This is a genomic window from Amycolatopsis sp. NPDC088138, assembly GCF_044741685.1.
GTDB lineage: Bacteria > Actinomycetota > Actinomycetes > Mycobacteriales > Pseudonocardiaceae > Amycolatopsis.
Genome location: NZ_JBIUTB010000001.1, coordinates 1,469,278 through 1,492,949 on the forward strand (window position 1 = coordinate 1,469,278; position 23,672 = coordinate 1,492,949).

26 protein-coding genes and 1 riboswitch are annotated in these 23,672 nt (G+C 70.6%); of the genes, 13 read left to right on the forward strand and 13 right to left on the reverse strand.

Going from position 1 to position 23,672, the window contains the following annotated elements:
- Positions 1-28: 28 nt before the first annotated feature.
- Both ACIOD2_RS06600 and ACIOD2_RS06605 read left to right on the forward strand, forming a co-directional pair.
- Positions 29-790: a DUF732 domain-containing protein gene (locus ACIOD2_RS06600; RefSeq protein WP_400535090.1), complete on the forward strand. Its 762-nt coding sequence runs from the start codon at positions 29-31 to the stop codon at positions 788-790.
- 48 nt (positions 791-838) lie between these two features.
- Complete coding sequence (locus tag ACIOD2_RS06605) at positions 839-1,471, forward strand: LysE family translocator (protein ID WP_400535092.1); 633 nt, start codon at positions 839-841, stop codon at positions 1,469-1,471.
- A gap of 39 nt (positions 1,472-1,510) precedes the next feature.
- Here the strand turns inward: ACIOD2_RS06605 and ACIOD2_RS06610 are convergent, their stop codons facing one another.
- Positions 1,511-2,572 (reverse strand): cobalamin-independent methionine synthase II family protein, encoded by a 1,062-nt coding sequence (locus tag ACIOD2_RS06610; RefSeq protein ID WP_400535094.1) that lies wholly within the window; start codon positions 2,570-2,572, stop codon positions 1,511-1,513.
- A 288-nt stretch (positions 2,573-2,860) separates the two neighbouring features.
- On the opposite strand from ACIOD2_RS06610, the gene ACIOD2_RS06615 reads away from it, so the two are divergent.
- Positions 2,861-3,124 (forward strand): DUF3040 domain-containing protein, encoded by a 264-nt coding sequence (locus ACIOD2_RS06615; RefSeq protein ID WP_392777291.1) that lies wholly within the window; start codon positions 2,861-2,863, stop codon positions 3,122-3,124.
- A 14-nt stretch (positions 3,125-3,138) separates the two neighbouring features.
- Positions 3,139-4,164 (forward strand): DNA polymerase IV, encoded by a 1,026-nt coding sequence (locus tag ACIOD2_RS06620; protein WP_400535096.1) that lies wholly within the window; start codon positions 3,139-3,141, stop codon positions 4,162-4,164.
- Here ACIOD2_RS06620 and ACIOD2_RS06625 read toward each other — a convergent pair.
- On the reverse strand, positions 4,161-4,823 hold the full coding sequence (locus tag ACIOD2_RS06625) for a TetR/AcrR family transcriptional regulator (RefSeq protein ID WP_400535098.1): 663 nt from the start codon (positions 4,821-4,823) through the stop codon (positions 4,161-4,163). The two genes, ACIOD2_RS06620 and ACIOD2_RS06625, sit on opposite strands and share 4 nt — an antisense overlap.
- 87 nt (positions 4,824-4,910) lie before the next feature.
- Here ACIOD2_RS06625 and ACIOD2_RS06630 point away from each other — a divergent pair, with 87 nt between their 5' ends.
- The 5 genes from ACIOD2_RS06630 to ACIOD2_RS06650 all read left to right on the forward strand — a co-directional run bounded on the left by ACIOD2_RS06630 (position 4,911) and on the right by ACIOD2_RS06650 (position 9,450).
- The gene (locus ACIOD2_RS06630; protein ID WP_400535100.1) at positions 4,911-5,801 is read left to right on the forward strand and encodes a diiron oxygenase; all 891 of its coding nucleotides are present in this window, start codon (positions 4,911-4,913) and stop codon (positions 5,799-5,801) included.
- Between the two features lie 58 nt (positions 5,802-5,859).
- Positions 5,860-6,930, forward strand: a complete 1,071-nt coding sequence (locus tag ACIOD2_RS06635; protein ID WP_400535102.1) for a hypothetical protein — start codon at positions 5,860-5,862, stop codon at positions 6,928-6,930.
- Positions 6,927-7,409, forward strand: a complete 483-nt coding sequence (locus tag ACIOD2_RS06640) for a GNAT family N-acetyltransferase (RefSeq protein WP_400535104.1) — start codon at positions 6,927-6,929, stop codon at positions 7,407-7,409. The genes ACIOD2_RS06635 and ACIOD2_RS06640 overlap by 4 nt, the downstream gene beginning before the upstream one ends.
- A gap of 66 nt (positions 7,410-7,475) precedes the next feature.
- Positions 7,476-7,554, forward strand: a riboswitch (S-adenosyl-L-homocysteine riboswitch).
- A 153-nt stretch (positions 7,555-7,707) separates the two neighbouring features.
- Complete coding sequence (gene ahcY / locus ACIOD2_RS06645; protein WP_400535106.1) at positions 7,708-9,168, forward strand: adenosylhomocysteinase; 1,461 nt, start codon at positions 7,708-7,710, stop codon at positions 9,166-9,168.
- Between the two features lie 126 nt (positions 9,169-9,294).
- Entirely contained in the window at positions 9,295-9,450 is a 156-nt protein-coding gene (locus ACIOD2_RS06650; protein ID WP_247052228.1) for a hypothetical protein, read from the forward strand.
- A gap of 32 nt (positions 9,451-9,482) precedes the next feature.
- Here the strand turns inward: ACIOD2_RS06650 and ACIOD2_RS06655 are convergent, their stop codons facing one another.
- The 8 genes from ACIOD2_RS06655 to ACIOD2_RS06690 all read right to left on the reverse strand — a co-directional run bounded on the left by ACIOD2_RS06655 (position 9,483) and on the right by ACIOD2_RS06690 (position 15,677).
- Positions 9,483-10,127 carry a cation transporter gene (locus ACIOD2_RS06655; protein WP_400535421.1) on the reverse strand — a complete coding sequence of 215 codons (645 nt, stop codon included), beginning with the start codon at positions 10,125-10,127 and terminating at the stop codon, positions 9,483-9,485.
- 20 nt (positions 10,128-10,147) lie between these two features.
- A complete protein-coding gene (locus ACIOD2_RS06660; RefSeq protein WP_400535108.1) occupies positions 10,148-10,501 on the reverse strand; it encodes an ArsR/SmtB family transcription factor in 354 nt (117 codons plus the stop codon).
- A gap of 197 nt (positions 10,502-10,698) precedes the next feature.
- A complete protein-coding gene (locus tag ACIOD2_RS06665) occupies positions 10,699-11,607 on the reverse strand; it encodes a Ku protein (protein ID WP_400535110.1) in 909 nt (302 codons plus the stop codon).
- Positions 11,608-11,690: 83 nt separating this feature from the next.
- Entirely contained in the window at positions 11,691-12,917 is a 1,227-nt protein-coding gene (locus ACIOD2_RS06670; RefSeq protein WP_400535112.1) for a styrene monooxygenase/indole monooxygenase family protein, read from the reverse strand.
- Between the two features lie 28 nt (positions 12,918-12,945).
- Positions 12,946-13,572 (reverse strand): GTP-binding protein, encoded by a 627-nt coding sequence (locus ACIOD2_RS06675; RefSeq protein ID WP_400535113.1) that lies wholly within the window; start codon positions 13,570-13,572, stop codon positions 12,946-12,948.
- Positions 13,547-13,933 carry a DUF742 domain-containing protein gene (locus ACIOD2_RS06680; RefSeq protein ID WP_400535114.1) on the reverse strand — a complete coding sequence of 129 codons (387 nt, stop codon included), beginning with the start codon at positions 13,931-13,933 and terminating at the stop codon, positions 13,547-13,549. The genes ACIOD2_RS06675 and ACIOD2_RS06680 overlap by 26 nt, the downstream gene beginning before the upstream one ends.
- A 23-nt stretch (positions 13,934-13,956) precedes the next feature.
- Positions 13,957-14,394 (reverse strand): roadblock/LC7 domain-containing protein, encoded by a 438-nt coding sequence (locus ACIOD2_RS06685; RefSeq protein ID WP_400535116.1) that lies wholly within the window; start codon positions 14,392-14,394, stop codon positions 13,957-13,959.
- Entirely contained in the window at positions 14,391-15,677 is a 1,287-nt protein-coding gene (locus ACIOD2_RS06690; RefSeq protein WP_400535118.1) for a sensor histidine kinase, read from the reverse strand. The genes ACIOD2_RS06685 and ACIOD2_RS06690 overlap by 4 nt, the downstream gene beginning before the upstream one ends.
- 317 nt (positions 15,678-15,994) lie before the next feature.
- Here ACIOD2_RS06690 and ACIOD2_RS06695 point away from each other — a divergent pair, with 317 nt between their 5' ends.
- The 4 genes from ACIOD2_RS06695 (at position 15,995) to ACIOD2_RS06710 (ending at position 21,587) form a co-directional block, all read left to right on the forward strand.
- On the forward strand, positions 15,995-16,657 hold the full coding sequence (locus tag ACIOD2_RS06695; protein WP_400535120.1) for a TetR/AcrR family transcriptional regulator: 663 nt from the start codon (positions 15,995-15,997) through the stop codon (positions 16,655-16,657).
- A complete protein-coding gene (locus ACIOD2_RS06700) occupies positions 16,651-18,384 on the forward strand; it encodes an ABC transporter ATP-binding protein (protein WP_400535122.1) in 1,734 nt (577 codons plus the stop codon). Before ACIOD2_RS06695 ends, ACIOD2_RS06700 begins: the two co-directional genes overlap by 7 nt.
- Complete coding sequence (locus ACIOD2_RS06705; RefSeq protein WP_400535124.1) at positions 18,381-20,393, forward strand: ABC transporter ATP-binding protein; 2,013 nt, start codon at positions 18,381-18,383, stop codon at positions 20,391-20,393. Before ACIOD2_RS06700 ends, ACIOD2_RS06705 begins: the two co-directional genes overlap by 4 nt.
- A 117-nt stretch (positions 20,394-20,510) precedes the next feature.
- Positions 20,511-21,587, forward strand: a complete 1,077-nt coding sequence (locus ACIOD2_RS06710; RefSeq protein ID WP_400535126.1) for a DNA polymerase ligase N-terminal domain-containing protein — start codon at positions 20,511-20,513, stop codon at positions 21,585-21,587.
- Between the two features lie 9 nt (positions 21,588-21,596).
- Here the strand turns inward: ACIOD2_RS06710 and ligD are convergent, their stop codons facing one another.
- The 3 genes from ligD to ACIOD2_RS06725 form a co-directional block, all read right to left on the reverse strand.
- Entirely contained in the window at positions 21,597-22,481 is an 885-nt protein-coding gene (gene ligD, locus ACIOD2_RS06715; protein WP_400535128.1) for a non-homologous end-joining DNA ligase, read from the reverse strand.
- A gap of 205 nt (positions 22,482-22,686) precedes the next feature.
- Positions 22,687-23,046, reverse strand: a complete 360-nt coding sequence (locus tag ACIOD2_RS06720; protein ID WP_400535130.1) for an SPW repeat protein — start codon at positions 23,044-23,046, stop codon at positions 22,687-22,689.
- 103 nt (positions 23,047-23,149) lie between these two features.
- Entirely contained in the window at positions 23,150-23,656 is a 507-nt protein-coding gene (locus tag ACIOD2_RS06725) for a hypothetical protein (RefSeq protein WP_400535132.1), read from the reverse strand.
- Between the last annotated feature and the right edge of the window lie 16 nt (positions 23,657-23,672).

Below are 23,672 nucleotides of genomic sequence, written 5' to 3' on the forward strand. Positions count from 1 at the left end.
GCTCAGACAGTGAACAGGAGAGCGAGCCATGACCGCAGACGCCACGCCACCTCAACCACCACCGGCAGCCCGACGGAAACGCGCGATCTGGCCGTGGTTTCTGGTTGGCGGACTGCTCTTCACCGGCGTGATCGTGGCTACCACCTACTTCGTCGTGACCAGCACAACCGCAAGCCCGTACAAAGCGGGAAGCACCACAACGACATCCACTCCTGTCTCCACACCGGCGTCGCCTTCCAGCGGGTGGAGCAGCTCCGAAGGCTTACCCCGGGAATCCCTGCCTTCGATTCTGCGGTCCCAGGTCCCGGCGGTCGCCACCGTATCGGACAACGACTTGCTCGGCCTCGCCGATTCCTATTGCTCCGCTTGGAATCGTGGTGCCGACGCGAAAACGATCTTCCAGAAAGGCGTCGAGTCCGGCTTCAGCCAGGAAAACACGCAGCTGCTGATGTCGATGGCGACCAGTGCGCTTTGTCCCCAATACAACGACCACGTCACCTACGACGCTGTCGGCTGGCACCCCGCGGCCGCAACGACCGCGCCATCCGTCCCGGCCGGGCCCGCCACCAGCGTCGGCGAAGGCACCTACAAGGTCGGGGAGGACATGGAACCCGGAAGCTACAAGGCCACCTGCACCGGCCACGGCTACTGGGCGCGCCTGCGCGACGATTCGGGCAACAACATCATCGCGAACGATCTCAAGGTCAACGGCGGCCCGATGCGGTTCACCACGAAGAAGGGCGAGTACGTGGAGATCTCCGGAGACTGCACCTTCACCAAGGTGAAGTAGCCCCCGACCGGCTGAAAACCGCTGGCGCGCGGCTTTATCCTCGGATCCATGATCCCCGGTGCCACCGCCGCTTCGTTCCTGCTCGTCGTGATCCTCGGCGCGATGTCGCCCGGGCCCGACTTCGTCGTCGTGACGCGGTCGGCGCTCACCGGCGGACGGCGGGCCGGGATCGCCGCCGGGGCCGGGATCGCGCTCGGTGTTTTTGCCTGGGTCGTGGCGATCGCGCTCGGGGTGGCGGCCGTGCTGACCGCCTCCGCCGTGGCCTTCACGGTCGTCAAGCTCGTCGGCGCGGGTTACCTGGTGGTGCTCGGCGTCCGGGCGTGGCTGGCCGTGCGGCGCGGGGAGTACCGGGACCTCGAGGAGACGCGCACCGTGAAGCCGAAGGGCGCCTGGGCCGCGTTCCGGCAGGGGCTGCTCACCAACCTGCTCAACCCGAAGGTCGCGGTGTACTTCCTGGCGCTGCTCCCCCAGTTCCTGCCGGCCGACGGCTCCACCTCGCAGACCCTCGAGCTGGCCGCCATCGCCACCGCCGGCACCGTGCTGTGGTTCGTCACCCTGGCCGTCGTGGTCGGCGCGCTGCGGCGGTTCTTCGCCTCCGGGCGGGTCCGCCGCGGGCTGGACGCCGTGATGGGCACCCTGCTCGTCACCCTCGGGGTCCGGGTGGCCGTCGAAGCCGCGTGAGGCCGGGGGCCGCCGCGAAGGCAGCCCCCGGCACCACGGTCAGCCCAGCTTCTCGGCGGCCAGCTTCGTGCCTTCGACGCGCGCGGTGATCTTCGCGAACGCGATGTCGCGCGAGGTCGACGTGTCGTCGGCGAACGGCGAGAACCCGCAGTCGTCGCACGTGCCGAGCCGGTCCGCCGGGATGTACTTCGCGGCGGCGAGCACCCGGTCGCGGACCTCCTCCGGCGTCTCGACGCGCGGGTCGATCGGGTCGATGACGCCGACGAAGACCCGCTGGTCCCCCTTGAGGTTCGCCTTGATGACCTCGAGCGCGCGCTCCGGTTCGGCCTCGCTGGCGAGCTGGACGAAGAAGCGCCCCGCCTTGAGGTCGAACAGCGCCGGCAGCAGGCCCGCGTAGTCGACGTCGAGGCTGTGCACCGAGTCCTGGTCACCACCCGGGCAGGTGTGGACGCCGATCTTCGCGCGCTCCTCGGCGGTGAACCGGTCGAGCACGGCGTTGTTCAGGTCGATGAACTGCCGCAGCAGCCCACCGGACGGGTCGAGCTTCAGCGACAGCCGCCCCTCGGTGAAGTCGATCTGCACGCTGTCGGCGCCCGCGTCCAGGCTGCGGCGGATGTCCGCCTCGGCCTCGTTCACGAGGTCCGCGATGAACTGCTCCTGCGAGTAGCCCTCGATGCCGTCGCCCGGGTAGACGAGCGAGACCGCGGACGCGGCGATCACGGCCTGCTTGACCGGCTTGTCCGTCAGCGCCTTGGCGCGCGTCAGGTACTCGTCCGCGTGGGTGGCGTAGCGGAACGGGCCCGCGGTCAGCCGCGGCAGCTGGCGGGTGTGCCCGTCGGCGAAGGGGATGACGACGCCGTCCGGCGCCAGGTCGGTGAGCCCGGCCAGCGGGTAGGTCGCGAAGCTCGGCTTGCCCTGCTCGCCGTCGGTCAGCACGGGCGAGCCGGTCTCCTCGAACCGGCTGATCGTGTCGGCCAGCGCGCGGCTCTCCAGCTCGCCGAGCGCGGCGGCGTCGATACGGCCGGCGGCGAGGTCGCCGAGTCCCGCGATGAGGTAGTCCGGGCGCGGGATGCTGCCGATCGGTTCGGTGGGCAGGGTCATCAAGGTCCTCCGGCTGGTTGACGGCCAGACCGGCGAAACCCGGCACGAAGCGGCACCGGCCGGACCGGGCCCCCACGGCCACCCGCGAACGGGTGTCCCCTCCGTGATCGGGCCTCGACCGGCCACGTTCGAAGCGAACCTAACGTGATCAGCGGCCGTCACGGATCAGCAATCACCCGGTCGGCGCAACGAAAAGCACAAAACAAGACGGCGTTCGGCGGTTCGCCGGGAGGACGATTGGGTATCTGCTCTGCGGAACGGCGGGTTCGGCGCCGAAGGAGTACCCCGATGCTCAGTCACCACGATCGAACCGAGCTCGAGAAGATCGAGCGCAGTCTCGAACTCAGCGACCCCGACCTGGCCACCGCCCTGCGGGAAGGCCGGCGCCGGAAACCGCGCGCGCTCAAGACCGCGCTGCTCATCGCGATGGACGTCGCCGCCGTGACCCTGCTGGTCGTCGGGCTGGTCCTGCCCGACCCCGGCGTCACCCTCTGCGGGATCCTCGCCCTGACCGGCACGGTCTGGACCCACGTGGCGCGGCACCGCATCTGAGGCAGACTGGGCCCGTGAAGTGGGTCCTGCACGTCGATCTCGACCAGTTCATCGCCGCGGTCGAGATCGCCCGCCGCCCGGAGCTGCGCGGGAAGCCGGTGGTCGTCGGCGGCAACGGCGACCCGGCCGAACGCGCCGTCGTGGCGACCGCGTCCTACGAGGCCCGCGCGTTCGGGATCCGGTCCGGGATGCCGCTGCGGATCGCCGCGAAACGCTGTCCCGAGGCGGTGTTCCTGCCGTCGGATCCGCCGGTCTACCTCGAGGTGTCCGAGCGTGTGATGGCCACGCTGCGGGAGTTCCCGGTGGCCGTGGAGGTGCAGGGCTGGGACGAGGCGTTCGTCGGCGCGACGGCCGACGACCCGGAGGCGCTGGCCGCGGACCTGCGCGCGGCCGTCGCCCGTGAGACGGGCCTGTCGTGCGCGGTCGGGATCGGCGACAACAAGCTGCGCGCGAAGCTCGCCACCGGCTTCGGCAAGCCGGGCGGGATCTTCCGGCTGACGCAGGAGAACTGGTGGGAGGTCATGGCTTCCCGGCCGACCGACGCGCTGTGGGGCATCGGCGGCAAGACCACCAAGAAGCTCGCCGAGCTGGGCATCACCACGGTCCTGGACCTGGCCGGCGCGGACGTCGAGACCCTGGCCGCGCGGTTCGGCCCCAAGGCCGGCCCGTGGCTGCGCCTGCTCGGCGGCGGCATCAGCGACGCGGAGGTGAGCGCGACGCCGTACGTGGCCCGCTCCCGCAGCCGCGAGACGACGTTCCAGCAGGACCTCACGGACCCGGCGGCGATGGCGGCGGAGGTCTCGACGCTGGCGAAGCGCGTCGCCCAGGACGTCCTGGAGGAGGGCCGCCCGGCGGCGCGGGTGGCGGTGAAGGTCCGGTTCGTGCCGTTCATGACCCACACGCACAGCGTGACGCTGCCGTCGCCGACGTCCGACGCGGCGGAGCTGGACCGGGCGGCGCAGGAGGTGCTGGGGATGTTCGAGCTGACCCGGGCGGTGCGGCTGCTGGGAGTCCGCGCGGAGTTCCCGCGGGAGGACTAGATCCCGTCCGGCAGGGGCAGTGGGCGGTCCGGGTCCAGTTCCACCCCGCCTGCCCGGAGGGTGTGGTCCAGCATCGCCCAGATCGTGCCCGTCAGCTGGGCCGTCAGCTGCTCCAGGCTCAGCGAACCCGGGTGGTCGAGCCAGCGGGTGGTCGCCGACTCGACGTAGCCGACCAGGCCGAACGCGATCGTGTCCGCCGGGGCCGGGTCCAGGCCGAACGCGCTCAGGTAGCCGGTGAACAGCCGGCTGAGGTGGCGGGCGATCGCGCCGCGGACGTCGGTGCGGCCCGCCTCCGGCAGGCTCGGCAGCGTGCGGACCAGGTAGCGGTGCAGCTGGGCGTGCTCGGTCAGCCAGCGCAGGTGGGTCGAGATCGCCGCGGCGATCATCTCGCGCGGGGAACCCGACGGGTGCCACAGCGGCTGCAGGTCCGCCGTCACCAGCTCGGCCGCGCGGGAGGCGATCGCGCGCTGGAGGTCGGGGGCACCGTCGAAGTGGCGGTACAGCCGGGTGCGCGCGACGCCGGCGCGTTCGGCGATCTGCTCGGTCGAGACGTCCGGGCCGTGCTCGGCGATGGCCTCCAGGGCGGCATCGACGAATTCCGCGCGCCGCCGTTCCTGCTGGCCCGCCCAGCGTGCCGCCCGCCCGTCGACCTTGGTCACGGCGAAAGCCTACTCACCACCCGCCCGCCGGTGTACGCTGCCGAAGTACCTAGTACATCGCGTACCCCCTACTTTCCGGAGGCCGCCATGGGCGTCGAGGCCCAGAACCGGGACGTCACCGCGGCTCGCCTGCTCAAGAGCTCCGCGAAGAACTCCTACGACCCGTACGTGGACATCGACTGGGCCGCGCCGCTCGCCGAGGGCAAGGCGTTCATGCCGCTCGAGCGCCTCTCCCTCTACGGCACCGAGCTGTGGGCGAAGCTGACGCCGGAGCAGCGGATCGAGCTGTCCAAGCACGAGATGGCCAGCATCATGAGCGTCGGCCTGTGGTTCGAGATCGTGCTGATGCAGCTGCTCGCCCGGTACGTCTTCGACCTGGACGCGCGCACCGAGCACGCCCAGTACGCGATGACCGAGATCGGCGACGAGACCCGGCACTCGGTGATGTTCGCCCGCACCGCCGAGCGGCTCGGCGTGCCGCGCTACGGCGTCCCGAAGGTGGTGCACCGGGCGGCGAAGATCTTCGGCGCGACCGCGGCCGGGCCGTCGATGTTCGCCAGCGTGCTCGTCGCCGAGGAGACCACCGACCGGCTGCAGCGCTCCATGATGGACGACGACGGCATCCAGCCGCTGATCCGCTCGGTCAACCGGATCCACGTCGTCGAGGAGGCCCGGCACGTCCGGTTCGCGAAGGAGGAAGTCCTGCGGGAGACGCCGAAACTGTCGAAGGCGAGCCTGCAGCGGCACCGGATGCGGACGGCGCTGGTGGCCTTCGGCGTCATCGACAGCATGGTCGACCCGCGGATCTACCGGAGCGTCGGGATCGACCCGCGCGAAGGCCGGGCCGCGGCCCTGGCGAACCCGCACTTCCACGAGACACGGCGGTGGATGGCCGAGAAGATCGTGCCGTTCCTGCGCGACGCGGGGCTGATCGGCGGCCGGTCCGAGGGCATTTGGCGGCGCGCACATCTCATCTGAGGTTCTGTCCGCGAAATGCCCTTCACGCCGGATGCCCGGCTCCGCCAGGATTCCCCGGGTGACCACAGAGTTCCCGCCCGGACCCGAGCCGGAGCCGCACCAGCAGCCGACGCCGCCCGCGCAGCAGGAGCCGCCGCCCGCGCAGCAGCAGCAACCGCCGCCGTCACAACCGGCCGCCCAGCAACGGTCGGAGCCGCCCGCTCCGCAACAGCAGCCGCACCACCAGTCACAGCAGCCGCTGCCGGCCGCGCAGTCGCCGCAACAACAGCCGCAGCAGCCGCCGCCCGCCCCGCAATCACCGCAACAACAGCCGCAGCAGTCGCCGCCCGCCCCGCAATCACCGCAACAACAGCCGCAGCAGCCGCCGCCCGCCCCGCAATCACCGCAACAACAGCCGCTGGAACTGCCGCCCGCCCAGCAGCAGCCGCAGTCGCCGCAGCAACAACTGCAGCAGCCGCAGTCACAGCCGATGCAGCCGCCGCCCGCCCGGCAGCGGGCTCCACGCCGTCCGCTGTCCGCGCGCCCGGTCGCCGTCGGCCTGATCGGCGTTCTGGCGGGCGCGTTCCTGGTCGGCGTGCCGTGGCTGGTGATCGGCCTGCTCGGCGGCCCGAGCCCCGAGCCCCTGAAGCTGCCGGACACCCTCGGCGGCTTCGAAACCACGCAGGCCGCGGTCACGAAGATCGCCAAGGGCGGGTCCGTCGGGAAGTCGCAGATCGAGCGCGCCGACAAGGCCGAGACCGAGAACGCGTCGCGGATCTCGGCGGCCTACGGCGGCGCGGCCGCCGTGTTCCGGTCCTACAGTGACGCGGGCCTCGAAAGCGGGTTCCAGGTGGCCGCGGTCCGCGCGGACTCGCCCGAGCTGCTCGCGCAGTACGAGGACACGGCCGCCCTCGGCCAGGCGCTGCCCTCGACCGAGCTGAAGCGGGTCGGCCCCGTCCAGTGCCTGATCCACAACGAAATCACCTCGCTGGGACAGCCGGCCGACCCCGAGAACTCCTTCGTCATGAACTGCCAGCGCACCGGCGGCGGGCTGACCGTCCAGCTGCGCAACAACACCACCGAGGACGCGCACGACCCGGCGCGGTTCGCCGCCGTCGTCGAAGAGGCGTGGGCGGCGCTGGGCCGGTGATCGAGACCCGCACCGCCACCACCGCCGACGACGGCGCGCTGGCGCGGCTCGACGAGCGCACCTGGGGCCCGGACACCTCCCCGGCACCCGCTCCGGCGCCCGGCACGCCGTTCTTCGGCGAGGGCACCGAGCCCGACGACGTCCTCGTCGCCGAGCACGACGGCGTGGTGGCCGGCTACGTCCGGCTGGACGAGGGGTTCGGCATCCCCGCCCACCGGCACGTGCTGGTCGTCGGCGGGCTCGCGGTCGACCCGGACCGGCGCCGGCTCGGCATCGGACGGCAGCTGGTCGACGCGGCCATCGCCGAGGCCCGCCGCCGCGGGGCGCGCAAGCTGACCCTGCGCGTGCTCGGTCACAACACCGGCGCCCGACGGCTCTACGCGAGCTGCGGCTTCGCCGTGGAAGGCGTGCTCCAGGACGAATTCCTGCTCGGCGGCGAGTACGTCGACGACCTTCTCCTGGCCTGCGTCCTCGCTTGACAGGTTCCCGGCCGCTTTGCCATCCTGGACGACGGAAACCGCGTGCGCCGGCTTACGGCGCGTTTCCGGTCCGAGAGGCGCTGCGACGGAATTCCTTCCGCCACGCTCGGACCGGGGATCACGGACCCAAGGGCGCCTCCCACCACGGGAGGTGCTCTTTTTTGTATACCTGGCAGGCAAACCCGGTCCCACGCGGCCGCACCTAGCCTGACGCCACCCGTCCTTCCCGGCACTCGCCGTGCCGTGTTTCGTGCTGCCCTTTTCCGATCGAACAACGAATTCCGGAGTGAACGAAAGAATGAGCGAGAAACTGCAGAGCCGCAACGGACTCGACTTCGCCGTCGCCGACCTCACCCTCGCCGAGGCCGGCCGGACCCAGCTGCGGCTGGCCGAGCACGAGATGCCCGGCCTGATGGCGATCCGCCGCGAGTACGCCGCCGCGCAGCCGCTGAAGGGCGCCCGTGTCGCCGGGTCCCTGCACATGACCGTGCAGACCGCCGTGCTGATCGAGACCCTGGTCGCGCTCGGCGCCGAGGTGCGCTGGGTGTCCTGCAACATCTTCTCCACGCAGGACGAGGCCGCCGCGGCCGTCGTCGTCGGCCCGGAGGGCACGGTCGAGGCGCCGTCCGGCACGCCGGTGTTCGCGTGGAAGGGCGAGACGCTCGAGGAGTACTGGTGGTGCACCGACCAGCTCTTCGCCTTCGCCGGCGGCCAGGCGCCGAACATGATCCTCGACGACGGCGGTGACGCCACCCTGCTCGTCCACAAGGGAGTCGAGTTCGAGGCGGCCGGCGCCGTCCCGCAACCGTCCGAAGAGGACGCCGACGAGTACCGCATCGTCCTGGAGACGCTGCGCGCCAGCGTCGCCAGGGACGGCGACCGGTTCACCCGGATGGCCAAGGAGATCCGCGGCGTCACCGAGGAGACCACCAACGGCGTCAAGCGGCTCTACAAGCTCGCCAAGGACGGCGAGCTGCTCTTCCCCGCGATGAACGTCAACGACTCGGTGACGAAGTCCAAGTTCGACAACAAGTACGGCATCCGGCACTCCCTGGTCGACGGGATCAACCGGGCCACCGACGTGATGATCGGCGGCAAGCGCGTCCTCGTCTGCGGCTACGGCGACGTCGGCAAGGGCGCGGTCGAGGCGCTGCGCGGCCAGGGCGCCCGCGTCTCGGTCACCGAGATCGACCCGATCTGCGCGCTGCAGGCCGCGATGGACGGGCTCGACGTGGTCGAGCTGGACGACGTCATCGAGACCGCCGACATCTTCATCACGACCACCGGCAACTTCGGCATCATCTCCGCCGCCCAGATGTCCCGGATGAAGCACAACGCGATCGTCGCCAACGTCGGGCACTTCGACAACGAGATCGACATGGCGGGCCTGGCGAAGCTGCCCGGCGTCGTCAAGCACGAGATCAAGCCGCAGGTGCACGAGTGGACGTTCGCCGACGGCCACGCGGTCATCGTGCTCTCCGAGGGCCGCCTGATGAACCTCGGCAACGCGACCGGGCACCCGTCGTTCGTGATGTCGAACTCCTTCACCAACCAGGCGATCGCCCAGATCGAGCTGTTCACCAAGCCCGGCGAGTACCCCACCGACGTCCACCGGCTGCCCAAGCACCTGGACGAAAAGGTCGCCCGCCTGCACCTCGACGCCCTCGGGGTGCGGCTGACGAAGCTGACCAAGGCGCAGGCCGAGTACATCGGCGTGGACGTCGAGGGACCGTACAAGCTCGACCACTACCGGTACTGATCGAGAAGTTGCTCCATTTGCCGCAGTTTGGGGCACCGCGAAAGTGGCCATCCTCCCCTCGAGAAGAAACGCATCCGCCCGGACGGCACGGAGCCGGGCCGGGTCTCGTGCGAAGGAGTGTGTCAAGTGATCGTTCTCGGTGTCATTCTGCTGGTCATCGGCTTCATTGTCGGTATTCCGGTGCTGTACACCATCGGCATCGTGCTGGCCGTGGCCGGCGTGGCGCTGGCCATCCTCGGCGGCACCGGCCGCAAGATCGGTGGCCGCGCGCACTGGTACTGATCCCATGACCCCCGCCGGCGGCCTGGCGCGCTTCAGCAGCAATGCTGACCGCGCCAGGCCGTTCGGCCTTCTTTCGTTGCGACGAAAGCGATCGCGAGCGCGACGGCCGGATCGGCCCACCACCAGCCGAACAGCGTGTTGAGCAGCAAGCCGGCCAGCAGCACGGCCGAAAGGTACGTGCAGAGCAACGTCTGCCGGGAGTCGGCGACCGCACTGGCCGAGCCCAGTTCCCGCCCCGCGCGGCGCTGAGCCGCCGAAAGCGCGGGCATCACGGCGAGCGCGACCGCCGCGAGCACGGCCCCGGTGACCGAACTTTCCGGCGCCGCCGCCGCGAAAAACGTCCGCACGGCTTCAAACGTGACGTAGCTCGCCAATGCGAAAAACGACAGCGCGATCATTTTCAGCGCCCGCCGTTCGCGCGCCTGGTGATCTTTTCCCGAAAACTGCCAGGCGAGGGCGACGGCCGAGGCCACTTCGATCACCGAATCCAGCCCGAAGCCGATCAGCGCACCCGACGAGGCCGCGGCCCCGGCGGTGAGGGCGATCACGGCTTCGACGACGTTGTAGGTGATCGTCGCCGCCACCAGCAGCCGGACGCGGCGCACCAGCACCACACGCCGATCCGCGGCCGGGACTTCCCCCACTTCCGCCGCGCAGCAGCCGTCGGCACACGTCATGGGCTCCCCCGCCGCGGCGGTCACCGCGCCACCACCGGCCGGGCCTCAGCGGCCCGGTCCTCGTCGGCACAGTCGTCCCCCGGTTCGACCGCCAGCACGACCTGGACCAGTTCGCGCAGCGCGCGGGCCAGGTGGGCGTCGGCGAGGTCGTAGCGCACCTGACGGCCTTCGTAGCTCGCCACCACCAGCCCGCAGCCCCGCAGGCACGACAGGTGGTTCGACACGTTGGACCGGCTCAGGCCGAGTTCCCCCGCCAGCCGCCCGGGGTAACAGGAACCGTCCAGCAGGGCGGTCAGGATCCGGCAGCGGGTCGGGTCGGCGAGCGCCCGCCCGATCCGGGAAAGCGCCGACTCCCGCGTTTCACACGTCACCATGCGCTGAACTGTACAGCCGAGGCTGACGTATCCACAACGGACCGGCCCCGGACATGAAAGGGTCCTCCGGCTCCGAGGGGGAGGGAGAGCCGAAGGACCCCGTTAGTGTTAGCACATCGCCAAGCCGGTGTACACAGATGCATACACGATCGGGTTACAGCCGGGCGTGGCGAAGGGACGACCACCCGTCCGTGCGGTCAGGCGGTCTTCTTCGGAGCGCGTTTGCGCGCGGCCGGTTTCTTCGCGGGCTTCGCGTCCTCGGTGTCCGAATCGGACCCTTCCGATGTGGACGCTTCCGATGTGGACGCAGCCGCCTTGGCCGGTTCACGCGACTTCTTCGCCGCGTCCACACTGGCCTGCAGCGCCGCCATCAGGTCGACGACGTCGGCCTTGGCGGTGACCGCCGCGGGCTTGGTCGTCTCCTCCCCCGCGACCTTCGCCTCGATCATCTCCTCGAGGGCCTCGCGGTAGTGGTCCCGGTACTTTTCGGACTCGTACACCGGCTCGGCCAGCGAGTCGATCAGGGAGCCGGCCATGGACAGCTCCTGCGGCCGGATCTGCGGCGGGTCGTCGCGCAGGAACGGGAAGTCCGGCTCGCGGACCTCGTCGGGCCACAGCATGGTCGTCATCACCAGGACGTCGGCGTGCACGCGCAGCACCGCCATGCTCTCGCGCTGCCGCACGGCGACCTTCGCGACGGCGACCTGGCCGGCCTTGTGCAGCGCGTCGCGCAGCACGACGTAGGGCTTCACCGCGTTCTTCTGCGGCTCCAGGTAGTACGTCCGGTCGTACTGGATCGGGTCGATCGACTCCAGCGGCACGAACTCCAGCACGTCGATCGTGCGCTGCGAGGACAGCGGCAGCTCGGCCATCTCGGCGTCGGTGATCACGACCATCTCGCCGTCGGGCAGCTCGTAGCCCTTGGCGATCTCGGCGTAGGGCACCTCCGCGCCGTCGATCGTGCAGAACCGCTTGTACTGGATGCGGCCGCCGTCGGCCTCGTGCACCTGCCGGAGGGAGACGTTCTTGTTCTCCGTGGCCGCGTACATCTGGATCGGGATGGACACCAGCCCGAACGAGACCGAGCCCTTCCACATCGCCCGCATGCCACGCACCTCCGGATCGCACTCACGCTACGTAACAACCGTAGCCCGAAAAACCCGGCGGCGACAGCCCGGCGCGACGCGATCTAGACCTCTGCCAGGTACTTCTCCCAGAGTGCGGGGTTCATGAACCAGTGCTGGAAGTCCGTCGGATCGGTGAACCCGTTGGCGAACCGCCTCGCCACGGCCGGGTTCTGGCCCGCGACGCCGAGGATCTGGAGCACGTGCGGGGGCGGCGGCTGGAGCAGTGCGTTGGTCCATTCGGTGACGTGGCGGGCGTACTCCCAGTAGCGCTCGAACGTGGCGTCCATCCACGCCGCGTCGAACGGCCGGTCGCCGTGCTCGACGATCGCGTCCAGGTAGGTCGCGGCGCAGTGGCTGGCGTTGTTCGAGCCCTGGCCGGTGATCGGGTCGTTCGCCACGACGACGTCGGCCATGCCCAGCACGGTCGCGCCGCCCGGCAGGGTGCCGACCGGGTTGCGCACGACCGGCGTGTAGCCGCCGGCCAGCGTCGCCTTCGCGTCGGTCAGCTCGGCGTCCTGGCAGCGCTCGAACTCCCAGGGCACGAACCGCTTCATCAGGTCGAGGATGCGCGAGAAGTGGTCGGCCGCGTCCGGGCGGTCGCCGAAGCAGTCCAGCGGGCCGCCGGGGACACCCTCGAAGAAGAGGATGTCGCAGTTCCCGCTGAGCGTGTACGCCGGGATCATGAACAGCTCGCCGACGCCGGGGACGATGTTGAACCGCACCGCCGCCTTCTCCGGGTGCTCCGGGCGCCGGTGCACGCCGTGGGCGTAGGCCAGCGAGAGCGCGCGCTGCGGCTGCGTGTACGGCGAGCGCTCGGGCACCCGGTCGAACAGCTGCACCAGCTCGCCCTTGCCGGCCGAGACGATCACCAGGTCGTAGAGCCGCGAGAGCGCGTCCAGTTCGGACGTCATCACGCCGTGGATCACGAGCTTGCCGCCGCGCTCCTCGAACAGCTCGAGCCAGCCGGCCATCTTCACCCGCTGGTCGACCGACTGGGCGACGTCGTCCAGCTCGGCGAACCAGTCCAGCGCGCGGTCGCCGTCCGGCGTGGCCACCGAGACGCCGAGGCCCTCGACGTTCACCGCCTCGGCTTCCCAGAGGTTCACGCCAAGCTCGCGCTCGTGCTGCAGCGCGTCGTGGAACATGCACTGGGTCGACATCACGCGCCCGGACCGGATCTCGTCCGGGGTCCGCGCGGACATCACCGTGACGTCGTAGTCCTTCCCCAGCAGGCCCAGCGCCAGCTGCAGCCCGGACTGCCCCGCGCCCACGATCAGGACCTTGCGCATGCGGCTCTTCTCCTCCGGTTCGTGACGATCAGGCGTGCGGGGCGCTGCCGGCGAGCTCGCGGCCCGGCGGACCGGACAGCACGGCCAGCGAAAGGGTGTGGCCGACCAGTTCGGTCAGCGCGGCGATCGTCGAGGCGCGGTCGCGGGCGTCGCAGGTGATCAGCGGGACGGCCGGGTCGAGGGCCAGCGCGTCGCGCACCTCGTCGAGGTCGTGCACCGGCATGCCCTCGAACTGGTTGACCGCGACGACGAACGGCAGCTCCGAGTCGTTCTCGAAGTAGTCGATCGCCGCGAACGACTCGTCGATCCGGCTGGTGTCGACCAGCACGACCGCACCGAGCGCCCCGCGGCTGAGGTCGTCCCAGAGGAACCAGAACCGCGCCTGCCCCGGCGTGCCGAACAGGTACAGCAGCAGGTCCGGGCGCAGCGTGATGCGGCCGAAGTCCATCGCGACGGTGGTGGTCGACTTGCCGGCGGGCGGGATGTCGTCGATGCCCTCGCCGGCCTCGGTCATCCACGCCTCGTTGCTCATCGGCGGGGTTTCCGAGACCGCGCCCACGAAGGTGGTCTTGCCGACACCGAAGCCCCCGGCGACGACGATCTTCGCGGAGATCGCCAGCAGATCGCCCTCAGGCGGGGAGCCGCTTGAGCCCATCAAGGATCCTCTCGAGCACGTTCGTGTCGTGGTGGTAGGCGTGCGCCGTGGGGTGGACGAAGACCGCGCCCTGGGACGCGAGGTCGCCGATCAGCACGCGCACCACGCCCAGCGGCAGGCCCAGCCCGACCGACAGCTCGGCGATGGAGCACCGCACCCGGGCGCGTTCGTAGAGCGCGCGCGACTCCGGCATGAGCGTGTCGCTGAGCGACGGGTCGTACTGCGGCACCGAGACCAGCGTCTCCACCAGCAGCTGGTGGCGGGTGCTGGTGCGGCCGCCGGTGAGCGCGTACGCGCGGATCCGGCGGCTGCGGCGTGGTAGCGGTGAGCTGGCTGGAGTGTCCACTGGGGACACGGGCATCACATCCTCGTGGGGCACGACCGTCACACCCGAGGCCGGCGCGCGGTCAGTACCTGACGCAGCTCCGCGCGCACCTCGGGGGTGAGCGCGTGGCCGGCGTTGGTGATGAACTGGGTCATCTCGTAGGCGACGACCTTCATGTCCGCCTCGGCCGCGGTCAGCACGGCCAGCCCGGCACCGGAACCGATGCCCATGAACAGGAAGTAGCCGTGGGTGAGCCGGATGATGATCTGCTCGCAGGCGCCCTTGCCGAACAGCGCCGCGCTGTTGCCGGCCAGCGAGAGCAGGCCGCTGGAGATGGCCGCCAGCTGCTCGGCCTCGGCTTCGCCGACCGAGTCGGACGCGGTGAGGGGGAAGCCGTCCACGCTCATGATCAGCGCGTGGCTGACGCCGTGGACCTTGCGCACGAAGTCGTCGAGCAGCCAGGCGAAGTCCGCCGGGGCCGGGTGCGGTGCGCTCACGAGGCGGATCCTCCGGGCGTCTCGTCGTGCGGGGTGCGGTCGCGTTCGCTCAGCGCGGCCCGCTCCCCGTCGGCGAAGGCGCCGAGGTCCGCGAGCAGCTTGTCGTGGCCGGACGCGGTGTCCGTGCCGGTGGCCGGCGGGGGCGGCGGCGGTTCCGGGGCGGCGCCGCGGATGCTGCCGGGCACGCGGCGCGGCAGGCCGTTCGCCGTGGTGCCGCCGGACTGCGGCTCGACCGGCCGGGGCCGGGGTGCGGGTTTGCGCGGCGCCGGCGCGGCGGGCTCCTCCCGCGGGAAGGCGCCCGGGCGGCGGCGCGGCAGCCCGCCCGCGGTCACGGGTTCGCCGTTGGCCTCGGCGACCGCCGCCGGTTCCGCGGTCACGGTGCGGGTGCCCGACCACGCGCGCTCGGCCAGCTCGGTGACGATGCCGGTCGGCAGCAGCACGGTGGCGACCGTGCCGTGCGGGCTGCGCCGGTCGAGCCGGACGGTGACGTCGTGGCGGGCCGCGAGCCGGGCGACCACGGCGAGGCCCATGTGCCGCGCGGCGCCGTCGTCGAGGTCGCCGCCGGCGGCCAGGCGCGTGTTGAGGCCGGAGATGCGCTCGGCCGGGATGCCGATGCCCTCGTCCTCGACCCGGACGAGCACGCTGCCCTGCTCGGTGAGGTGGGCGCTGACGTGCACCGGCGAGCTCGGGGACGACTGGTTGGCGGCGTTGTCGAACAGCTCGGCCAGCACCCGGCCGAGGTCTTCGGCGGCGAAGCCGACAACACCGAGGTTGACGACCCGGCCGATGGTGATCCGGGCGTAGTGGTCGATCGAGGACATCGCCTCGCGCATGAGGTCGAGCATCGACGTGGCGCGCGCGGCGTCGTCGGCGGACTCCTGCCCGGACAGCACACGCAGGTTCTCGGCGTTGCGGCGCAGCCGGGTGGCGAGGTGGTCGAGCTGGTAGAGCTCGGCGAGGCGGTGGTGGTCCTCCTCCCCCGCCTCCAGCTCCTCCAGGCGGGCCAGCAGCTGGTCGAGCAGGTTGAGGTCGCGCAGCGCGACGCTGGCGCAGATCTCGGCCAGCACCGGCTGCCCGGCCGGGGACTCGGTGCGCGACAGCTCCGCGATCGCCGGGCCGGCCGCGGGCGTGTACTCGGCGGGGGCGTATTCGGCCGGTGCGTATCCGGGCGCGCCGTGCTGCGGGTGCTTCGGCGGCGCCGTGAGGTACTGCGCGGCGGCGACCCGCGAGCGGTCCAGCAGCACGCGTGATCGATCCAGGAGTTCCCGGGCCCGGCTCGCCATGTGTGGTCCCAACTCTTCCTTGCTCGGGTTCTGTGATGCCAGTTCGCAATGCCGACCCCCGGCGGCGGTGACGGACATGCAAGCAGACCGCCTTGTTATGTGTCCACAGCCGGTTTCCGCGCGTGCGCGCCCAGTGAGCGGGAATCCGCCGCGTCGCTCCTGGTGAGAGCAGCGGACTAGGCCATTCGGCTCTATTTTGCAATTTGCGTCACGCAACAGAGCGCACATGGCAGGCCCGGCGGGTGTCCGGTTCGTCCCAATCTTGCGTGGCCCGCACTTTTTTGCGTGCCCCGCAAGTTTTTCGCTACACTCCGCCCATGACGTCGCTCGACCAACCGAACCTGAGCCTGCGGGAGCGCAAGAAGCGCGAAGCCCGCCGGGCGCTGGCGCAGGCCGCCCTGCGGCTCGCGCTCGACCGCGGGCTGGAGAACGTCCGGGTGGAGGACATCGCGACCGAGGTCGGGGTCTCCCCGCGGACATTCAACAACTACTTCTCGAGCAAGGAGCAAGCGGTCTGCTCGATGGTCGTCGACCGCCACGAAGGGATGCGCGAGGCACTGCTCGCCCGCCCCGAGGGCGAGCCGCTGTGGGAGTCCGTCAAGCAGGCCGTGGTCGAGCAATATTCACGTGAAGGCGAACCCGACCGCGCGTATGTTGCGCGTCTGCGGGAGCTGATGGGGCAGCTGATGCTGCGCGGGGAGTTCCTCAACGCCCACGCGGCGGTCGAGCAGGTCCTCGCCGAAACGATCGCCAAGCGGGCGGGCGGAGCGGATCACCTGCTGTGCCGCCTGATGGCCTCGTCGGTGGAAAGCGCGGTCCGGGTCGCCTTCGTCAACTGGTTCATGAGCGAGGGCGAACCGTTCCTGCCGACCCTGGAACGGCTGCTGGACGAGCTGGCCACCGGCATGCCGACCCTCACCGGCGGCACCACACCGAAAACCGAACCGGACACCACCACACTGGGGGAACCGTTGTGCTAGTCAAGCTCCTGCGCAGCCACCTGCGCCCGTACAAAACCACGCTGTGGGTGATCGTCGTGCTGCAGCTGGTGCAGACGATCGCGATGCTCTACCTGCCGACGCTCAACGCCGACATCGTCGACAACGGGCTGATCAAGGGCGACATGGGCTACATCATCCGCGTCGGCGGGGTGATGCTCGCCGTGACGCTGGCCCAGGTCGCCGGCTCGATCGGCGCGGTCTACTTCGGCGCCCGCACCGCGATGGCGGTCGGCCGCGACATCCGCGCCGGGATCTTCCACCAGGTGCAGGACTTCTCGGCCCGCGAGGTCGGCCAGTTCGGCACGCCGTCGCTGATCACCCGCACCACCAACGACGTCCAGCAGGTCCAGATGCTGGTGCTGATGACGCTGACGCTGATGGTGTCCGCGCCGATCATGTGCGTCGGCGGCATCGTCCTGGCGCTGAACCTCGACGTGCCGCTCTCCTCGCTGCTGCTGGTCATCGTGCCCGTGCTGGCCATCGCCGTCGGGGTGATCATCTCCCGGATGCGCCCGGCGTTCCGGCTGATGCAGGTGCGGCTCGACCGGATCAACCAGGTGCTGCGCGAGCAGATCATGGGCATCCGCGTCATCCGCGCGTTCGTCCGCGACAAGCACGAGCGCGCGCGGTTCGACGTCGCCAACGACGAGCTGCTGACCGTGTCGCTGCGGGTCGGCCGGCTGATGGCGCTGATGTTCCCGATCGTCATGCTCGTCATGAACGCTTCGAGCGTCGCGGTGCTGTGGTTCGGCGGGCAGCGCATCGACTCCGGCAGCATGCAGATCGGGGCACTGACGGCGTTCCTGTCCTACCTGCTGCAGATCCTGATGGCGGTCATGATGGCCACCTTCATGTTCATGATGGTGCCGCGCGCGGAGGTCAGCGCCGAGCGGATCAGCGAGGTGCTCGACACCGAGTCCAGCGTCCGCCCGCCGGTGACGCCGATCCGGCCCGGCAAGGTGCACGGGCACCTGGAGCTGTCCGGGGTCGAGTTCCGCTACCCCGGCGCGGAACAGCCGGTGCTGTGCGACATTTCGCTGATCGGGCGGCCGGGTGAGACGACCGCGGTGATCGGCTCCACCGGTACCGGCAAGACCACGCTGCTCAACCTGATCCCGCGGCTGATGGACGCCACCCAGGGCACGGTCAAGGTCGACGGCGTCGACGTGCGCGACCTGGACCCGGCGGTGCTCGCCCGCGCGGTCGGGCTGGTGCCGCAGAAGCCGTACCTGTTCGCCGGCACCATCGCGACCAACCTCCGGTACGGCAACCCGGACGCCACCGACGAAGAGCTGTGGCACGCGCTGGAAGTGGCGCAGGGCAAGGACTTCGTCGAGGCGATGGCCGAGGGCCTCGACGCGCCGATCGCCCAGGGCGGCACGAACGTCTCGGGTGGGCAGCGGCAGCGGCTCGCGATCGCCCGGATGCTGGTGCACAAGCCGGAGATCTACCTGTTCGACGACTCGTTCTCCGCGCTCGACTACGCGACCGATGCGGCCCTGCGCCGCGCGCTGGTGCCGGAGACGGCCGACGCCACGGTGGTCATCGTCGCCCAGCGGGTCAGCACCATCCGCGGCGCCGACCGGATCATCGTCCTCGACGAGGGCCGCGTCGTCGGCACCGGCACCCACCACGAACTCATGGACGGCAACGAAACCTACCGGGAGATCGTGCTGTCCCAGCTGACCGAACAGGAAGCGGCATGAGTACCACGGAAGAGTCGGCGAAGCCTGCCGTCACCGAAGCCGGGGAACGGCCCACCGCCGAGCGGCAGAAGAACACCGGCGCGGCGACCGCGGGGCCGGGGCGCTTCATGGCCGGCGGCGCGCCGCCGGAGAAGGCCCTCGACTTCAAGGGTTCGCTCAAGCGGCTGCTGCGCCTGCTGGCGCCGCAGCGGGCCGCCCTGATCGGCGTGCTCGTGCTCGGCGCGGCGAGCGTCACGCTCACCGTGATCGGGCCGAAGATCCTCGGCCAGGCCACCGACGCGATCCTGGCCGGCGTGCTGGGCAAGGCGGTGCCCCCGGGCGTCACCAAGGAGCAGGTCGTCGCGGGGCTGCGCGCCCAGGGCAACGGCACGCTCGCCGACATCTACGGCCGGGTCGACCTCGTGCCCGGCGTCGGCATCGACTTCGACAAGGTCGGCCAGATCCTGCTGACCGTGCTGGCGCTGTTCATCATCGCGTCGTTCTTCGGGCTGATCCAGGCCCGGCTGACCACGACGCTGGTGCAGCAGGCGGTCTACCGCCTGCGCCAGCAGGTCGAGGAGAAGTTCGCGCGGCTGCCGCTGAAGTACTTCGACCGCCAGCCGCGCGGTGAGGTCCTGTCCCGTGTCACCAACGACATCGACAACCTGGCGCAGTCGCTGCAGCAGACGCTGTCCCAGATCGTCGCGTCGCTGCTGACCGTGATCGGCGTGCTGATCATGATGTTCCTGATCTCGCCGCTGCTGGCGCTGATCGCGCTGGTCACGGTGCCGCTGTCGGCGGTCGTGGCGGGCAAGGTCGGCAAGCGGGCCCAGCCGAACTTCATCAAGCAGTGGGCCACCACCGGCAAGCTCAACGCGCACGTCGAGGAGATGTACACCGGCCACTCGCTGGTCAAGGTGTTCGGCCGCCGCGCCGAGTCCGCGGCGATCTTCGACCAGCAGAACGAGACGCTGTACCAGGCGAGTTTCCGGGCGCAGTTCATCTCCGGGATGATCCAGCCGGCGATGATGTTCATCGGCAACCTGAGCTACGTCCTGGTGGCCGTGATCGGCGCGCTGCGCGTCGCCTCGGGCAGCTTGACGCTGGGCGAGGTGCAGGCGTTCATCCAGTACTCGCGCCAGTTCAGCCAGCCGGTGACGCAGATCGCCAGCATGGCGAACCTGCTGCAGTCCGGGGTCGCCTCGGCCGAGCGGGTGTTCGCGCTGCTCGACGCCGAGGAGCAGGGACCGGAGCCGGCGGACCCGGAGCGCCCGGCCGTCGTGCGCGGGCGCGTCGAGTTCCAGGACGTCTCGTTCCGCTACCTGCCGGAGAAGCCGCTCATCGACGACCTGTCGCTGACGGTCGAGCCCGGCCAGACGGTGGCGATCGTCGGCCCGACCGGCGCCGGCAAGACGACGCTGGTCAACCTGCTCATGCGGTTCTACGAGCTCGACAGCGGGCGGATCACGCTCGACGGCGTCGACATCGCCAAGATGAACCGCGAGGAGCTGCGCGACCAGACCGGCATGGTGCTGCAGGACGCGTGGCTGTTCGGCGGCACGATCGCGGAGAACATCGCCTACGGCGCCGACGACCCGACCCGCGACGAGATCATCGAAGCGGCGAAGGCGACCTACGTCGACCGGTTCGTGCGGACCCTGCCGGACGGTTACGAGACGATCCTCGACGACGAGGGCGGCACGGTCAGCGCGGGTGAGAAGCAGCTGATCACGGTGGCGCGGGCGTTCCTGGCCCGGCCGGTCATCCTCATCCTCGACGAGGCGACCAGCTCGGTCGACACCCGCACCGAGGTGCTCATCCAGCGGGCGATGAACGAGCTGCGCTCGGGCCGCACCAGCTTCGTCATCGCGCACCGGCTCTCCACGATCCGGGACGCCGACGTGATCCTGGTGATGGAGCACGGGCAGATCGTCGAGCACGGCAACCACGACACGCTCCTGCACAGCGACGGCGCGTACGCGCGGCTGTACGCGGCGCAGTTCGCCGAGGCCATGGCCGAGACGGACTGAGCCGTGCGTGCCCTCCCGGAGCCAGCCGCTCCGGGAGGGCACGGCCGGAGGCGGGACCCGGTGCGGCGAGCGGTAATCTGGCTTCCTCGAAAGCGAAGTGGGGGTGCCGGTCCCGCGATGGCCGACCGACTCGACGAGTACCGGCGCAAGCGCGACCGTGCCAAGACGCCCGAGCCGTGGCCGGACGGCGCACCGGAGCCGGGCCAGGACGACCTGTTCGTCATCCAGGAGCACCACGCCTCCCGCCTGCACTGGGACTTCCGCCTCGAGCGGGACGGCGTGCTCGTCTCGTGGGCGGTGCCGAAGGGCCTGCCCCGCTCCCCCGGTGTCAACCGGCTCGCGGTGCACACCGAGGACCACCCCATGGAGTACCTCGCGTTCGAAGGCGAGATCCCGGCGGGCGAGTACGGCGGCGGCTGGATGGCGATCTGGGACACCGGCCGCTACGAGACGCTGCACTGGAACGACCACAAGGTCGAAGTCGTCTTCCACGGCACCAAGGCGAGCGGCAAGTACCTGTTCCAGAACCGGCACAACCCGGAGGACAAGGGCGACTGGACCCTGCGCCGCCTCGACCCGGCCGAGGCCGGCCACGAGGACGCCCCCGAGTTCCTGGAGCCGATGACCGCGGTGCCCGGCGAGCTGCCCCCGGCCGCCGAAGACGCCGACTGGGCCTACGAATTCGCCTGGGGCGGGGCGCGGACGATGCTCTGCGTGTCCGGCGGCCGGATCACCGCGCACGACGGCTCCGGCGCCGACGTCACCGGCCGCTACCCGGAGCTGCACAAGCTCGGTGAGAGCCTCGGCTCGACGGAAGTGCTGCTGGACGGCGAGATCGTCGTGATCCGCGACGGCCGCCCCGATCCCGAAGGACTCCAGGAGCGCAGCCGGTTCGAGGGTTACGACGCGAAGCGGATCATGAAGCACAAGCCGGCCTTCTTCTTCGCCTACGACGTGCTGCACCACGACGGCCGTCCGACGCTGGAGCTCCCCTATCTGGAGCGGCGGGCGCTGCTGGCGGACCTCGACCTGACCGGCGGGACCTGGCAGGTGCCCCAGTACTTCGAGGGCAACGGCGAGGCCGTGCTGGGTGCGGCCCGCCAGCACGGGCTCGGCGGCATCTACGCCAAGCGCGCCGACAGCGGCTACGCCCCCGGCGAGGGGGACGGGACCTGGCTGCACATCGAGACGTGACCCCGCGCGTCAGAGCTTCTGCAGCAGCTCCAACGCCTTCGTCGGCGATGCCGCGTGCTCGGCCATCCCGGCCCACGGGTCTTCCTTGCGCGCCAAGCGTTCCTTGATGCGCTTCGGCGTCCAGCCGTCCGGCTCGGCCTTGCCCAGCTCGTGCCAGTCGAGTGGCGTGGCGACCCCGGCCGAGGGCCGGGCCCGCAGGGAGTAGGGCGCCACGAACGTCGACGTGTAGCCGTTGCGCTGGACGTCCAGGTACACCCGGTCGCCGCGCTGGGCCTTGCGCACCGCCGTGGTGAGGCGGTCGGGGTCGAGCCGGGCCAGCACCTCCGCGGCCGACTTCGCGAGGTCACGCACCTCGTCGTAGGTCCGGCTCGGCTCGATCGGCGCGACGACGTGGAACCCGCGCCCGCCGGTGGCCTGCAGGTACGCGGTGAGCCCGGCGGCTTCGTAGACCTTCTTGACCAGCCGCGCGATGTCGCGCAGGTCGGCGACGGTGACGTGGTCGGGCGGGTCGATGTCGATCAGCACCAGGTCCGGGTGCTCCAGGTCGTCCACAGTGGACGACCAGATGTGGAACTCGATCGCGGCCTGGTTGGCCAGGTACACCAGCGTCGCGGGGTCGTCGCAGATCACGTGCCGCACGTCGGTCGTCGTCCGCTGCGGGATCGTCTCGACGCGGATCCACGACGGCAGCTTCGGGCTCGCTTCCTTCTGGTACCACGTCTGGCCGTCGATGCCGTTCGGGTAGCGGCGCAGGGTGAGCGGCCGCCCGCGCAGGTGCGGCACCATCACCTCGGCGACCCGCCGGTAGTGCCCGACGACGTCGCCCTTGGTCAGCCCGGCGTCGGGGTAGTAGATCTTGGCCGGGTTCGACGTGGTGATCTCGTCGGCATCCACCCGGCCGAGCCTGCCCGCCGCGGCCGGTCGCGTCCACTCGGAGCTTGCTCAGGCCCGGGTCACGACCCAGGTCAGCGGGCGCGCCCGCGGCTTGGCCGCGAGGTCACGATGGAGGATTTGGGACGCTGAGCGGCCGGAATCCTCCATCGTCGATGCTTCTCGGGGAGAACCCGTTCCGGTGTCCACCATCTTGCGAGGCACGGCACTAGCCCCGCGTCAGCAGCACCGCGCCGGCCAGCACGACGACGGCCGCGGCGACCACGTTGCCCACGAGCGCCCCGGCCGAGGGCCAGGTCACCCACGTCGGGCGCAGCATCACCAGCGAAAGCCCGGCCCACACGCCGAGCACCGGGACGACCCGGGTCAGCGGGCGCGCCCGCGGCGTCGCCGTCCGGGCGATCGCCAGTGCGGCCAGGACGAGCCCGGTGACGGTGTTGCTGAGCGCCAGGATCCCCGCTCCGCCGAAGTGGGTGAGCCAGGGCGCGAGGACCAGGTACACCCCGGCCAGCAGCACGGCTCCGGTGGCCGCCCCCACTACCGGGGCGGCGATGCGCGGTGAAGTCATCACGGCACCTCCCTCCGGAGAGGTACCCGGCGGTCGCACCCGGTAATCAGACCGGCCGGGACCTGCCCGCAGCCCTCATCGCGGGCAGGCTCCGGCCGGGACGTCAGCAGCCGCAGGTGTAGTACGTGATGTCCCAGTGGTTGCCCTCGTCGCAGTAGAGGTTGCCGGAACCGGCCTTCCACTGCGGGTAGCCGTCGCCGCGGAGGCCGTCGTAGCTGAAGCTGTTCTTGATGTAGTTGTCGATGCAGCTGTTGTGCGAGATGTCCACCTTGTAGCCGTTGTAGTGGCTGTAGGTGCCCGACGCGTGCCCGACCTCGGTGCCGCCGGTGATGTTGATCGCGCAGCCGCTCGCCCGCTTCAGCGTGATCACGCCGGTGACGGTGGTCTGGTTGATCTGGTCGTAGGACGTGCAGGTCGAGTTCGACCTGGTGGTGCAGCCGCCGCTGGAGGAGTGGGTCACCCCGGCCGCGGACAGCTGTGACGCGGCCGCCGACTGGCTGAGCTTGGTGACCTCGACCTCCGCCGAAGCGGTTCCGATGGTGGCGAACACCACCGCGGCCGAAGCGGTCAGCCCCACCGCCGCCCGCACGAGCATCCGTTGTCCCGACATGACCTGCCTCCTCGGT